The following is a 13460-nucleotide window of genomic DNA, read 5'->3' as shown; positions in this document are numbered from 1 at the left end:
CAGGGGAAGTTTGTACGTATAATGAGAAAAATAAAAATTGGGCTGGCGCTAGGTTCCGGCGCGGCGCGAGGTTGGTCGCATATTGGCGTTATTAAAGCCCTTAAGCATATGGGCATTGATGTTGATATCGTGGCAGGGTGCTCCATCGGTTCGTTGGTTGGCGCTGCCTACGCCTGCAATAAGCTGCCTGCTCTCGAAAAGTGGGTCTGTTCTTTCAGCTATTGGGATGTTTTACGGTTGATGGATCTCTCGTGGCGCAGGGGAGGTTTACTGCGCGGTGAACGGGTATTCAATCAGTACCGTAATGTGATGCCGGTAGAAGCAATTGAGCAATGTACTCGCCGTTTCGCAACAGTGGCCACCAATCTGAGTACGGGTCGGGAACTTTGGTTCACCGAAGGTGATTTACATCTGGCTGTCCGGGCCTCCTGCAGTATTCCTGGCCTGATGTCACCTGTGGCGCACAATGGTTACTGGCTGGTCGATGGTGCGGTGGTGAATCCTGTCCCTGTCTCCCTGACTCGCGCGTTGGGGGCCGATATTGTTATAGCGGTCGACCTGCAACACGATGCGCATCTCATGCAACAAGATTTACTCTCCTTCAACGTCAATAGCGATGCCGAATCGGGTGATGATGCTGACGAACTCTCATGGCATGCCCGTCTGAAAGAACGCTTGAGCAACATTACGGCCAGGCGTGCAGTAACTGCACCCACGGCGATGGAGATTATGACGACGTCTATTCAGGTTCTGGAAAACCGACTGAAACGTAACCGCATGGCCGGTGACCCTCCAGACATTCTGATTCAGCCGTTTTGTCCACAAATATCCACGCTGGATTTTCACCGCGCCAGTGCGGCAATTGCTGCCGGGCAGTTAGCGGTCGAGAAGAAAATGGATGAGCTTCTACCCCTGGTGAAAACCAACGTCTAACGCATTTTTTATCAACACTTAAGCTAATTCTGACAGGCGTGAGTGGCAATAGCATGCCACTATTTATTAAAGCCAGTCAGGGGGGAGAATATGACGCAGCCATTGGTCGGAAAACAGATTCTTATCGTTGAGGATGAGCCGGTATTTCGCTCACTCATGGACTCATGGTTTTCCTCTTTGGGAGCGACAACGGCGGTAGCTGGTGACGGACTTGAAGCACTGGACTTGCTTGGGCATTTTAAACCCGACCTGATGATTTGCGACCTGGCTATGCCAAGAATGAACGGTCTCAAACTGGTTGAGTATTTACGTAATCGTGGCGATCAGACCCCGATACTGGTGATTTCTGCGACGGAAAACATGTCCGACATAGCCAAAGCGCTACGACTCGGTGTGGATGACGTCCTGTTGAAGCCGGTGAAAGACCTTAATCGCTTGCGAGAAACCGTCTTTGCATGTCTTTATCCCAACATGTTTAATTCACGCGTGGAAGAAGAAGAGCGGCTATTTCGCGACTGGGATGCGATGGTGGACGATCCTGCCGCCGCCGCGAAGCTGCTAAAAGAATTACAGCCTCCAGTGTCGCAAGTGATTTCGCACTGTCGCATTAACTATCGACAATTGGTGGCAGCCGACCAACCGGGGCTAGTGCTGGATATTGCGCCGCTGTCGGATCATGACCTTGCATTCTATTGCCTTGATGTGACGCGTGCAGGGGATAATGGCGTGCTGGCTGCATTATTACTGCGGGCGCTATTTAATGGTTTACTGCAGGAGCAACTGACACAACAAAATCAACGGTTGCCGGAGTTGGGTACGTTATTGAAACAGGTAAATCATTTGTTGCGGCAAGCCAATTTACCAGGGCAGTTTCCCTTGCTGGTGGGGTATTACCACAGCGGATTAAAAAATCTGATTCTGGTATCGGCAGGGCTGAATGCGACATTAAATACAGGTTCCCACCAAGTGCAAATCAGCAATGGCGTTCCGCTGGGTACCTTAGGTAATACGTATCTTAATCAGCTGAGCCAACATTGTGAGTCATGGCAATGCCAAATTTGGGGGGCGGGAGGTCGCCTGCGCTTGATGTTGTCTGCGGAATGAACAATTGAGAGGCGTGCAAATGAAATTGGTTCACCCTCCCCATGTTGCGAGTGCTACTATCAACGCCAGATTTATTCGTATTTATCTTAATTATACCGACGCGCGTCCTTTTCAGACCAGAAGCTTGTCGCTGTACTGATATACTCGGATGCGATACAGAATGATGAACACGTTCAATACATGAACAGTCCAGGAGAGTTTTAAATGGCTGCCCTTAATTCAAAAGTCAAAAAAGCCGTTATCCCGGTTGCGGGATTAGGAACCAGGATGTTACCGGCTACGAAAGCAATCCCGAAAGAGATGCTACCGTTGGTTGATAAGCCATTAATTCAGTACGTCGTAAACGAATGTATTGCTGCGGGCATCACTGAAATTGTACTTGTAACTCACTCGTCTAAAAATTCCATTGAAAACCACTTTGATACCAGCTTTGAACTTGAAGCGATGCTGGAAAAACGTGTAAAACGCCAGCTGCTGGAAGAAGTGCAATCTATTTGCCCGCCACATGTGACTATTATGCAGGTGCGTCAGGGGCTGGCTAAAGGTCTGGGCCACGCGGTATTGTGCGCGCACCCTGTGGTTGGCGATGAACCGGTAGCTGTAATCCTGCCGGACGTAATTCTTGACGAATACGAATCTGATTTATCCCGCGACAACCTTGCCGAAATGATTCATCGTTTTGATGAAACAGGTAGCAGCCAGATTATGGTTGAACCGGTAGAAGATGTTACGGCTTATGGTGTTGTGGATTGTAAAGGCGTTGAATTATCCCCGGGCGAAAGCGTCCCGATGGTTGGCGTGGTTGAAAAACCAAAAGCTGATGTTGCGCCTTCTAATCTGGCCGTTGTGGGTCGTTACGTTCTTAGTGCCGATATCTGGCCTCTGCTGGCTAAAACCCCTCCGGGAGCGGGTGATGAAATTCAGCTGACAGATGCTATCGATATGCTGATTGAAAAAGAGACGGTTGAAGCTTATCACATGAAGGGCAAAAGCCATGACTGTGGTAATAAACTGGGCTATATGCAGGCGTTCGTTGAATATGGTATTCGCCATAATACTCTCGGCGCCGAATTTAAAGCCTGGCTGGAAGACGAGATGGGTATTAAGAAGTAACCTTCTGGTATTATCTGGTCAGAACGGCGCTGTATTAACAGCGCCGTTTTTTTTATACCTAATCCGGGTAGGGTTGAGCGAAGTACCGGTAAAAAAAATCCCGCCAGTGGCGGGATTTTAAGCAAACTATTTCTGAATTATTCCTTGATCAGGAAATCGTCCAGTTGTTTACCTTGTTCTTCCATCGCTTTTTTGATCACTGCCGGTGTACGGCCCTGGCCAGTCCAGGTTTTAGTTTCACCGTTTTCGTCAACATAGCTATATTTAGCCGGACGTGCAGCGCGTTTAGCTTTGGTGCCAGATTTAACAGCAGCCATGCTATTCAGCAATTCGTTCGGATCAATGCCGTCAGCGATCAGCATTTCACGATATTGTTGCAGTTTACGAGTACGTTCTTCAACTTCAGCAGCAGCAGCGCTTTCTTCTTCGCGACGCTCGCTAACTACAACTTCTAATTTTTCCAGCATTTCTTCAAGCGTTTCCAGAGTGCATTCTCTTGCCTGCGCACGAAGAGTACGGATGTTGTTCAGAATTTTAAGTGCTTCGCTCATTGTAGTAATCTCAAACTTATATTGGGGTGGTTTGTTGAGCTAATAATAGAGCGATAAATTCAGTTGTGCAATAGCCAGGAATGTAAGGAATTCAAAATTGCGCTTTATTTAGTATCAGAATTAATTCTCCTGTCTTAAATTCCCCATGATGTTGGGCATAAAAAAGGCTTATTGACGAGGGGGCTTCTCAGCGGCTGAGAGTAAAAATTCAAGATTCAGGTCACATTTTATGGTGTACAAATAGTATCTCTTTGCAGTGATTTCAACCTTTTGTATTAGTTTTGCTTACGTGAATTCGCTAATACACGGCGACAGTGGGTAGATTCAATAACAATATGGGAAGGGTTTCTTTATTGCCGTATGATGATAAGTGACATTGATAAATTTCATGAGCACTATTTGTGAAAGAGTGTGTATATACGCGTCCGAGTTCAGGCTGTTTGGTCGATGGTTGTATGCTCTCTCACTATCCGTTACTTAAATTCAGGCGGCACTGTGCGAGCTTGCCCGCTCATTTATACGCCTTTGTGGCCAACGCTACACCGACATGTTTGTGAAATATGATACAATCCAGCCCATATTTATTTCCCCTGGTGAGGGCCTTCGGTCAATGGCACAACTATATTTTTACTATTCTGCAATGAACGCAGGTAAGTCGACTGCATTGTTGCAATCTTCGTACAATTATCAGGAACGTGGGATGCGTGCCGTTGTATATACAGCGGAAATTGATGACCGTTTTGGTGCTGGAAAAGTAAGTTCACGTATAGGTCTGTCGTCACCTGCAAAATTGTTTAACCAAAATTCATCATTGTTCGAAGAGATTCGCGCCGAGAATGCGCAGCAAAGAATTCACTGTGTACTGGTCGATGAGTCTCAGTTTCTGACCCGACAACAGGTTTATGAATTATCTGAAGTTGTCGATCAACTGGATATTCCTGTTTTGTGTTACGGCTTACGCACTGATTTTCGTGGTGAGTTATTTGGTGGCAGCGAATACCTGCTTGCCTGGTCAGATAAACTGGTTGAATTAAAGACCATTTGTTTCTGTGGCCGTAAGGCCAGCATGGTATTACGCCTTGATCAGGCTGGAAGACCTTATAACGAGGGCGAGCAGGTGGTTATCGGCGGGAATGAACGCTATGTGTCGGTATGTCGTAAACACTACAAACAAGCGCAGTCTGAGGGCTCTCTGACGGCGATACAAGAACGACACAGCCACGATTAACCCTGTACGCTTCTGAGCGCTTATAAACACAGGGTAGGCCGGAACCTTCGTCAATGTTCTCTACCCTGTCAGACTCTTTTCTGACGGCTGGTCTCACATCTTCCTGAATACATCTCTTACACTGCCATTCTATTCACATGGTTAAATTGTGTATTCCCCGATTTTCATAACACAAGACGAAAAAAACGGCCCCAATTGGGACCGTTTATGATGAAGCTAAAACTTATCTGAGCAAATTAAGCGGATTTCTTCGCTTTCTTTTCTGCTTTCGGTGCAGCTACTGCTTCAGTCTTAGCGGCGGTCTGACCTTCGCTATACTCACGACCGTAGTAGGTATCCAGCAGGATCTGTTTCAGTTCAGAAATCAGCGGGTAACGTGGGTTAGCACCAGTACACTGGTCGTCAAACGCATCTTCAGACAGTTTGTCCACGTGTGCCAGGAAGTCAGCTTCCTGAACGCCAGCTTCACGGATAGACTTAGGAATACCTAGTTCAGCTTTGATTTCTTCCAACCAGCCCAGCAGTTTCTGGATTTTCGCGGCAGTACGGTCACCCGGTGCGCTCAGACCCAGATGGTCTGCGATTTCAGCGTAGCGACGGCGTGCCTGCGGACGGTCGTACTGGCTGAATGCAGTCTGTTTAGTCGGGTTGTCGTTCGCGTTATAACGAATAACGTTGCTGATCAGCAGGGCGTTCGCCAGACCGTGAGGAATGTGGAACTGAGAACCCAGTTTGTGCGCCATTGAGTGACATACACCCAGGAAGGCGTTAGCAAACGCGATACCGGCGATAGTTGCTGCACTGTGTACACGCTCACGCGCTACCGGGTTCTTAGAACCTTCATGGTAAGACGCTGGCAGGTTTTCTTTCAGCAATTTCAGCGCTTGCAGAGCCTGACCGTCAGAGAACTCAGAAGCCAGTACTGAAACGTAAGCTTCCAGAGCGTGAGTGACGGCATCCAGACCACCGAACGCACACAGTGACTTCGGCATATCCATAACCAGGTTGGCGTCAACAATCGCCATATCCGGAGTCAGCGCGTAGTCTGCCAGCGGGTATTTCTGCCCAGTTGCATCGTCGGTAACGACCGCAAACGGAGTCACTTCAGAACCGGTACCGGAAGTGGTGGTAACTGCAACCATCTTCGCTTTTACGCCCATTTTCGGGAACTTGTAGATACGTTTACGGATGTCCATAAAGCGCAGTGCCAGTTCTTCGAAGTGAGTTTCCGGGTGCTCGTACATAACCCACATGATTTTCGCGGCGTCCATCGGGGAACCACCACCCAGTGCGATGATTACGTCTGGTTTGAAGGAGTTAGCCAGCTCAGCACCTTTGCGAACAACGGTCAGAGTCGGGTCAGCTTCAACTTCAAAGAACACTTCGGTTTCAACGCCAGCAGCTTTCAGAACGGAGGTGATCTGGTCTGCATAACCGTTGTTGAACAGGAAGCGGTCGGTCACGATCAGCGCACGTTTGTGACCATCGGTAATCACTTCATCCAGTGCGATTGGCAGAGAGCCACGACGGAAGTAGATAGATTTCGGAAGTTTGTGCCACAACATGTTTTCAGCTCGCTTAGCAACGGTTTTCTTGTTGATCAGGTGCTTAGGACCAACGTTTTCAGAGATGGAGTTACCACCCCAGGAACCACAACCCAGTGTCAGGGAAGGTGCGAGTTTGAAGTTGTACAGGTCACCGATACCACCCTGAGAAGCCGGGGTGTTGATCAGGATACGTGCGGTTTTCATCATCTGGCCGAAGTAAGCAACACGCTCTGGCTGGTTGTCCTGGTCAGTGTACAGGCAAGAGGTATGACCGATACCGCCCATCGCAACCAGTTTTTCAGCTTTGATGACTGCGTCTTCGAAGTCCTTCGCACGGTACATTGCCAGCGTCGGAGACAGTTTCTCGTGAGCAAACGGTTCGCTTTCGTCAACAACCTTCACTTCACCGATCAGAATCTTAGTGGTTTCTGGTACGGAGAAGCCTGCCAGTTCAGCAATCTTGTATGCCGGCTGACCAACGATAGCTGCGTTCAGCGCGCCATTTTTCAGGATAACGTCCTGGACTGCTTTCAGCTCTTTGCCCTGCAGTATGTAGCCGCCGTGAGTCGCAAAACGCTCACGTACAGCATCATATACAGAGTCAACCACGACGACAGACTGCTCAGAAGCACAGATTACGCCGTTATCGAAGGTTTTAGACATCAGAACAGATGCAACAGCACGTTTGATATCAGCGGTTTCGTCGATAACAACAGGGGTGTTACCTGCGCCTACGCCGATAGCCGGTTTACCGGAGCTGTATGCCGCTTTAACCATGCCTGGACCACCGGTCGCAAGGATCAGGTTGATGTCCGGGTGGTGCATCAACGCGTTAGACAGTTCAACGGAAGGTTGATCGATCCAGCCGATCAGATCTTTCGGTGCGCCAGCAGCGATTGCTGCTTGCAGAACGATGTCAGCTGCTTTGTTAGTTGCATCTTTTGCGCGCGGATGCGGAGAGAAGATGATGGCGTTACGGGTCTTCAGGCTGATCAGTGATTTGAAGATTGCAGTCGAAGTCGGGTTAGTGGTTGGAACGATACCGCAGATGATACCAATCGGTTCAGCAATGGTAATGGTACCAAAAGTGTCGTCTTCAGACAGCACACCACAGGTTTTTTCATCTTTGTAAGCGTTGTAAATGTATTCAGAAGCGAAGTGGTTTTTAATCACTTTATCTTCGACAATACCCATGCCGGATTCGGCAACGGCCATTTTCGCGAGAGGAATTCGAGCGTCTGCGGCAGCCAGAGCGGCGGCACGGAAGATTTTGTCAACCTGTTCTTGAGTGAAACTGGCATATTCACGCTGGGCTTTTTTTACGCGCTCTACAAGTGCGTTAAGTTCAGCGACATTAGTAACAGCCATGATGCTCTCCTGATAATGTTAAACTTTTTTAGTAAATCATCTGCTCGATACGAGAGTATAGACAGACCGACGAAAATTTGTGTAATGGTTTGAAAATCAAACGGTTAATTAACGTCCACTTTACTTTGATTTACTAAAAGAGCTTATACGCTAGCGCCTGTTAACTCTAACGCGTTACCTCCAGGTGGCGTAAGCAAGATTACTCACTTCTGAGTAGTAATTGCGTGATCTGGATCAAAAATTCGCAAAGCTGACACCTTTCAGCAGGCCCTTTTAGCGTTTCTCGTTAAGTGTTAATAAATTGGCGTAATGAATGCTAATAACATTAGCATATTTAATACATATTAATAACACTGAGTATTGGTAGCGTATTTACATTGATATACGCAGATAGAAGGTGAAGTATGCTGACAAAAGGCGTATCTTCAGCGCGGATTTTATCAATTTTTATGACTCATTTTATCCGGCTAACGCTTCGGAGCTAACCGTGATCCAAACGCTATTTGATTTTCCTGTCTATTTTAAATTTTTCATTGGGTTATTTGCGTTGGTCAACCCGGTAGGGATCATCCCCGTCTTTATCAGTATGACCAGCTATCAAACTGCCGCAGCACGAAACAAAACCAACCTCACGGCAAACCTATCGGTCGCAATCATCCTGTGGACTTCGTTGTTTCTTGGTGATGGTATTCTGCAACTCTTCGGCATCTCAATTGACTCGTTCAGGATCGCTGGCGGCATTCTGGTTGTGACTATCGCGATGTCAATGATTAGTGGAAAACTAGGGGAAGATAAACAAAACAAACAGGAAAAATCAGAAACCGCAATCCGTGAAAGTATCGGCGTTGTGCCGTTGGCATTGCCGTTGATGGCGGGGCCGGGGGCGATAAGCTCAACTATTGTTTGGGGTACGCGATATCATAGCGCGATTAACCTGTTTGGCTTTTTTGTAGCGATTGCGTTGTTTGCCCTGTGCTGCTGGGGGCTGTTCCGCATGGCACCATGGTTAGTGCGCCTGTTGGGCCAAACCGGTATCAACGTCATTACGCGTATTATGGGGCTGCTGTTAATGGCTTTGGGTATCGAATTTATCGTTACAGGCATCAAATCCATTTTCCCTGGTTTGCTGGCCTGAAACCTCTCTTCTGTGCAAACGGAGTCGTGTCCGGCTCCGTTTCCTTTCATTATCAGTAAAACTTCTCACTAAAGTTGAAAATCAGCAGAGCAATAATAAAAAATGCTGATGATTAACTCTCCTGTTAGCCATTGATTCTAAAGATATAACACGTCCCAGTACGCCCGGCGAAGACCGATACTGCTGTTATTTTATTAACATCATACTCTGGGGCTTGCTGAAGGATTATCGAAATGTTATTAGTTATTTCAGCCTTTATTTCAGATGAATGTGCTAATTAATAACCAATTGTTAAATTTATGTGCATTTTGACATGGCGTTGACTTCGGACAGGATGGTTAACACCATAGTCGACATAATGCATTGATTTTTGTGAGCTTTCCATAATAAATCTTCATTCGTAAGACTTTTTAAGTGAGATTTATTTCCAATAAAAGAGAATTGGTTAACAAATTTGTAAAATGTATTGGCGGTTAAGAAACGCATTTGATACTTTCCGGCCAAGTATTATGCAGAAGAATTCACGTTGATGAGAATCATTTGCAGTTAGTTTCTCTCAACAGGGTAATAGCGTGTTTCCGGCAGGGGAGGCACGTAGAGAATCGACGCAAGGCGGTCATACGAATCGCCAGAATAAATAAAGTCGGTGATAGCAAGCAGTAAAACAATAAACCACCTGACGGCAGAAAATCTCCGGTGCCGTACAGGGATCCTGACAGGATTAACAGTCTGGTTAAAAAACCAGCCATAATAATGAGGGAGTACAACACAATGACTAACATCACTAAAAAAAGTTTAGTAGCTGCGGGGATCTTAACTGCGCTAGTCGCTGGAAATGTTGCCACGGCGGCAGTAGTGCCCGCGGGTGTGCAGCTTGCTGAAAAGCAGACTCTGGTGCGTAATAACGGTTCGGAAGTGCAATCACTCGATCCCCACAAAATCGAAGGTGTACCTGAATCCAACATTAACCGTGACCTGTTTGAAGGTTTATTAATCAGTGATGTCGATGGCAAACCATCGCCTGGCGTGGCTGAAAAATGGGAAAATAAAGATTTTAAAGTCTGGACATTCCATCTGCGTAAAGATGCTAAGTGGTCTGACGGCACGCCTGTTACCGCGCAAGATTTCGTGTATAGCTGGCAACGTTTGGCTAATCCAAATACTGCATCACCGTATGCCAGTTATTTGCAGTACGGTCATATTGTCAACATTGATGATATTATCGCCGGTAAAAAGCCGGTCACCGATCTGGGCGTAAAAGCTCTCGACGATCATACTTTTGAAGTTACCCTCAGCGAACCAGTTCCTTATTTCTACAAACTGCTAGTGCACTCTTCCGTTTCACCGGTTCCCAGAGCGGCTGTTGAAAAATTCGGCGAGAAGTGGACCCAGCCCGCTAACATCGTTACTAACGGTGCGTATAAACTGAAAGACTGGGTTGTGAACGAGCGCATTGTGCTTGAGCGTAATACCAACTATTGGGACAACGCCAAAACGGTTATTAACCAGGTAACTTACCTGCCTATTTCTTCTGAAGTGACTGACGTTAACCGCTATCGCAGCGGTGAAATTGACATGACCTATAACAACATGCCGATTGAGTTATTCCAGAAACTGAAAAAAGAGATCCCGAACGAAGTCCACGTTGACCCGTATCTGTGCACCTATTATTACGAAATCAACAACCAGAAAGCACCATTCAACGATGTTCGTGTTCGTACCGCCCTAAAGCTGGCGTTGGATCGTGACATAATCGTCAATAAAGTGAAAAACCAGGGTGACCTGCCAGCATATAGCTTTACTCCTCCATACACCGATGGTGCGAAACTGGTTGAGCCAGAGTGGTTCAAGTGGTCTCAGGAAAAACGTAATGAAGAAGCGAAGAAACTGCTGGCTGAGGCCGGATATACCGCTGAGAAACCGCTGACCTTTGATCTGCTGTATAACACCTCAGACCTGCATAAGAAGCTGGCTATTGCCGCGGCATCTATCTGGAAGAAAAATCTGGGTGCTAATGTGAAGCTGGAAAATCAGGAATGGAAAACGTTCCTCGATACGCGCCATCAGGGCAACTATGATGTTTCACGTGCGGGCTGGTGTGCGGACTATAACGAACCTACCTCCTTCCTGAATATGGTGCTGTCCGACAGCTCCAATAATACCGTCCACTATAAGAGCCCGGCATTTGATAAGCTGATTGCGGATACGCTGAAAGTGACGGATGAAGCGCAGCGCAGCGAACTGTATTCGAAAGCGGAACAGCAGCTGGATAAAGATTCTGCGATTGTACCGGTTTATTACTACGTTAACGCCCGCCTGGTGAAACCATGGGTTGGCGGATACTCCGGTAAAGACCCGATGGATAATATCCACGTTAAAGACTTGTATATTATCAAGCATTAATGGCAAGACGTGGGGCAATCATATTGCCCCACAGTGTCTTTTTCTTCGAACTATAAATACCTCTTTAGACAAAGAGAGGTATACCCTAAATAATTCACGTTGCAGGAAGGCGGCAACGCAGCGAATCACCAGGAGCTTACTTAAGTAAGTGACTGGCGTGAGCGAGCAAAGCCAACGCACTTGCAGCTTGAAGTATGACGGGTATAAAGGCACACGCCAGAAGGTACGGGCAATGTTAAAATTTATATTACGTCGCTGTCTGGAAGCGATTCCGACGCTGTTTATTCTTATTACGATTTCATTCTTTATGATGCGCCTTGCGCCCGGAAGCCCATTCACCGGGGAACGCGCGTTACCGCCAGAGGTGCTGGCGAATATTGAAGCGAAATATCACCTTAACGATCCCATCTCGACACAGTATTTCAGCTATCTGAAACAGCTGGCGCACGGCGATTTTGGACCATCCTTTAAATATAAAGACTACACGGTTAACGACCTCGTTGCCTCGAGCTTCCCGGTTTCTGCGAAGCTGGGTGCGGCAGCCTTTATTCTGGCGGTGCTCGTCGGTGTTAGCGCCGGAGTGATAGCCGCGTTGAAGCAAAATACACGTTGGGACTATACGGTGATGGGGGTGGCAATGACCGGGGTGGTTATCCCCAGTTTCGTGGTCGCTCCCTTATTGGTCATGATATTTGCCATAACCTTGAAATGGCTACCCGGCGGGGGCTGGAACGGCGGGGCGCTGAAATTTATGATCCTGCCGATGGTGGCCTTGTCACTGGCCTACATCGCCAGTATCGCCCGTATTACTCGCGGTTCGATGATTGAAGTACTGCACTCTAACTTTATTCGTACCGCGCGCGCTAAAGGGCTGCCGATGAGGCGGATTATTTTCCGCCATGCGTTGAAACCTGCGCTGTTGCCAGTGTTGTCCTATATGGGACCGGCATTTGTCGGCATTATCACCGGTTCGATGGTTATTGAAACCATTTATGGTTTGCCGGGTATTGGCCAGTTGTTCGTCAATGGGGCGTTAAACCGCGACTATTCGCTGGTTCTTAGCCTGACCATACTGGTGGGTACGCTGACCATCGTGTTTAACGCGATTGTCGATGTGCTGTATGCCGTTATCGACCCGAAAATTCGTTACTGATACTGGAGCTCGCTATGATGTTAAGTAAGAAAAACAGCGAGGCACTGGAGAATTTCAGTGAAAAGCTGGAGGTCGAAGGCCGCAGCCTGTGGCAGGACGCGCGTCGACGCTTTATGCATAACCGCGCGGCGGTAGCAAGCCTGGTGGTGCTGGTAATTATTGCGCTGTTCGTGACGCTGGCACCGATGCTGTCGCAGTTTACCTACTTTGATACCGACTGGGGAATGATGTCCAGCGCGCCGGATATGGAGTCCGGGCACTATTTCGGTACTGACTCGTCGGGACGCGACCTGTTGGTGCGCGTGGCGATTGGCGGGCGCATTTCGCTGATGGTCGGCATTGCGGCGGCGCTGGTGGCGGTAGTTGTCGGTACGCTGTACGGTTCTCTGTCGGGCTACCTTGGCGGAAAAATTGACTCGGTGATGATGCGTCTGCTGGAAATCCTCAACTCCTTCCCGTTCATGTTCTTCGTGATCCTGCTGGTCACCTTCTTTGGGCAAAATATCCTGCTGATTTTTGTCGCTATCGGAATGGTCTCCTGGCTCGATATGGCGCGTATCGTGCGTGGACAAACGCTGAGTCTCAAGCGCAAAGAGTTCATTGAAGCAGCACAAGTGGGTGGGGTATCTACCGTACGTATCGTTATCCGTCATATCGTGCCGAACGTGCTGGGCGTAGTGGTGGTATACGCTTCATTGCTGGTGCCGAGCATGATTCTGTTTGAATCCTTCCTGAGCTTTTTGGGATTAGGTACGCAAGAACCGTTAAGTAGTTGGGGTGCGCTGCTCAGTGATGGTGCCAACTCGATGGAAGTCTCACCATGGCTGCTGCTGTTCCCGGCAGGTTTCCTGGTGGTCACTTTGTTCTGTTTTAACTTTATTGGCGATGGCCTGCGTGATGCCCTCGACCCGAAAGACCGTTAAGG

The 13460-nt window shown here is 47.9% G+C and carries 10 protein-coding genes; 8 read left to right on the top strand and 2 right to left on the bottom strand.

The features are described from left to right. Positions 1–21: 21 nt before the first annotated feature. The 3 genes from rssA to galU all read left to right on the top strand — a co-directional run bounded on the left by rssA (position 22) and on the right by galU (position 3150). Entirely contained in the window at positions 22–933 is a 912-nt protein-coding gene (rssA, locus tag OGY68_RS19060) for a patatin-like phospholipase RssA (RefSeq protein WP_008784956.1), read from the top strand. A 90-nt stretch (positions 934–1023) separates the two neighbouring features. Beyond that, complete coding sequence (gene rssB, locus OGY68_RS19055; RefSeq protein WP_032943688.1) at positions 1024–2037, top strand: two-component system response regulator RssB; 1014 nt, start codon at positions 1024–1026, stop codon at positions 2035–2037. A 204-nt stretch (positions 2038–2241) separates the two neighbouring features. Further along, positions 2242–3150 carry a UTP--glucose-1-phosphate uridylyltransferase GalU gene (gene galU / locus OGY68_RS19050; protein WP_003020727.1) on the top strand — a complete coding sequence of 303 codons (909 nt, stop codon included), beginning with the start codon at positions 2242–2244 and terminating at the stop codon, positions 3148–3150. Positions 3151–3287: 137 nt separating this feature from the next. On the opposite strand, the gene hns is transcribed toward galU, so the two are convergent. Next, complete coding sequence (gene hns, locus OGY68_RS19045; protein ID WP_003020723.1) at positions 3288–3701, bottom strand: histone-like nucleoid-structuring protein H-NS; 414 nt, start codon at positions 3699–3701, stop codon at positions 3288–3290. Positions 3702–4311: 610 nt separating this feature from the next. Between hns and tdk the strand changes: the two genes are divergently transcribed. Then, positions 4312–4929: a thymidine kinase gene (tdk, locus tag OGY68_RS19040; RefSeq protein WP_008784954.1), complete on the top strand. Its 618-nt coding sequence runs from the start codon at positions 4312–4314 to the stop codon at positions 4927–4929. 236 nt (positions 4930–5165) lie between these two features. Here tdk and adhE read toward each other — a convergent pair whose 3' ends face one another. Next, a complete protein-coding gene (gene adhE / locus OGY68_RS19035; protein ID WP_057067319.1) occupies positions 5166–7844 on the bottom strand; it encodes a bifunctional acetaldehyde-CoA/alcohol dehydrogenase in 2679 nt (892 codons plus the stop codon). A gap of 487 nt (positions 7845–8331) precedes the next feature. On the opposite strand from adhE, the gene ychE reads away from it, so the two are divergent. The 4 genes from ychE to oppC all read left to right on the top strand — a co-directional run bounded on the left by ychE (position 8332) and on the right by oppC (position 13458). Continuing rightward, positions 8332–8979, top strand: coding sequence for an NAAT family transporter YchE (ychE, locus tag OGY68_RS19030; RefSeq protein ID WP_003020714.1), 648 nt, complete (start codon positions 8332–8334; stop codon positions 8977–8979). A 771-nt stretch (positions 8980–9750) separates the two neighbouring features. Continuing rightward, positions 9751–11382, top strand: coding sequence for an oligopeptide ABC transporter substrate-binding protein OppA (gene oppA, locus OGY68_RS19025; protein ID WP_048216252.1), 1632 nt, complete (start codon positions 9751–9753; stop codon positions 11380–11382). A gap of 232 nt (positions 11383–11614) precedes the next feature. Next, positions 11615–12535: an oligopeptide ABC transporter permease OppB gene (gene oppB, locus OGY68_RS19020; protein WP_003020708.1), complete on the top strand. Its 921-nt coding sequence runs from the start codon at positions 11615–11617 to the stop codon at positions 12533–12535. A gap of 14 nt (positions 12536–12549) precedes the next feature. Next, the gene (gene oppC, locus OGY68_RS19015; protein ID WP_008784950.1) at positions 12550–13458 is read left to right on the top strand and encodes an oligopeptide ABC transporter permease OppC; all 909 of its coding nucleotides are present in this window, start codon (positions 12550–12552) and stop codon (positions 13456–13458) included. Positions 13459–13460: the final 2 nt, after the last annotated feature.

This window comes from Citrobacter sp. Cpo065 (assembly GCF_030332805.1).
Taxonomy (GTDB): Bacteria; Pseudomonadota; Gammaproteobacteria; order Enterobacterales; family Enterobacteriaceae; genus Citrobacter; species Citrobacter portucalensis.
The sequence above is the reverse complement of the archived record's forward strand: the minus strand, read 5'-3'. Positions and strand labels throughout refer to the sequence as shown.

What these genes read in the sequence shown, in the direction of transcription:
- rssA (WP_008784956.1), top strand. Translation starts at nt 22, where the DNA reads ATGAGAAAAATAAAAATTGGGCTGGCGCTAGGTTCCGGCGCGGCGCGA.
- rssB (WP_032943688.1), top strand. Translation starts at nt 1,024, where the DNA reads ATGACGCAGCCATTGGTCGGAAAACAGATTCTTATCGTTGAGGATGAG.
- galU (WP_003020727.1), top strand. Translation starts at nt 2,242, where the DNA reads ATGGCTGCCCTTAATTCAAAAGTCAAAAAAGCCGTTATCCCGGTTGCG.
- hns (WP_003020723.1), bottom strand. Translation starts at nt 3,701, where the DNA reads ATGAGCGAAGCACTTAAAATTCTGAACAACATCCGTACTCTTCGTGCG.
- tdk (WP_008784954.1), top strand. Translation starts at nt 4,312, where the DNA reads ATGGCACAACTATATTTTTACTATTCTGCAATGAACGCAGGTAAGTCG.
- adhE (WP_057067319.1), bottom strand. Translation starts at nt 7,844, where the DNA reads ATGGCTGTTACTAATGTCGCTGAACTTAACGCACTTGTAGAGCGCGTA.
- oppA (WP_048216252.1), top strand. Translation starts at nt 9,751, where the DNA reads ATGACTAACATCACTAAAAAAAGTTTAGTAGCTGCGGGGATCTTAACT.
- oppB (WP_003020708.1), top strand. Translation starts at nt 11,615, where the DNA reads ATGTTAAAATTTATATTACGTCGCTGTCTGGAAGCGATTCCGACGCTG.
- oppC (WP_008784950.1), top strand. Translation starts at nt 12,550, where the DNA reads ATGATGTTAAGTAAGAAAAACAGCGAGGCACTGGAGAATTTCAGTGAA.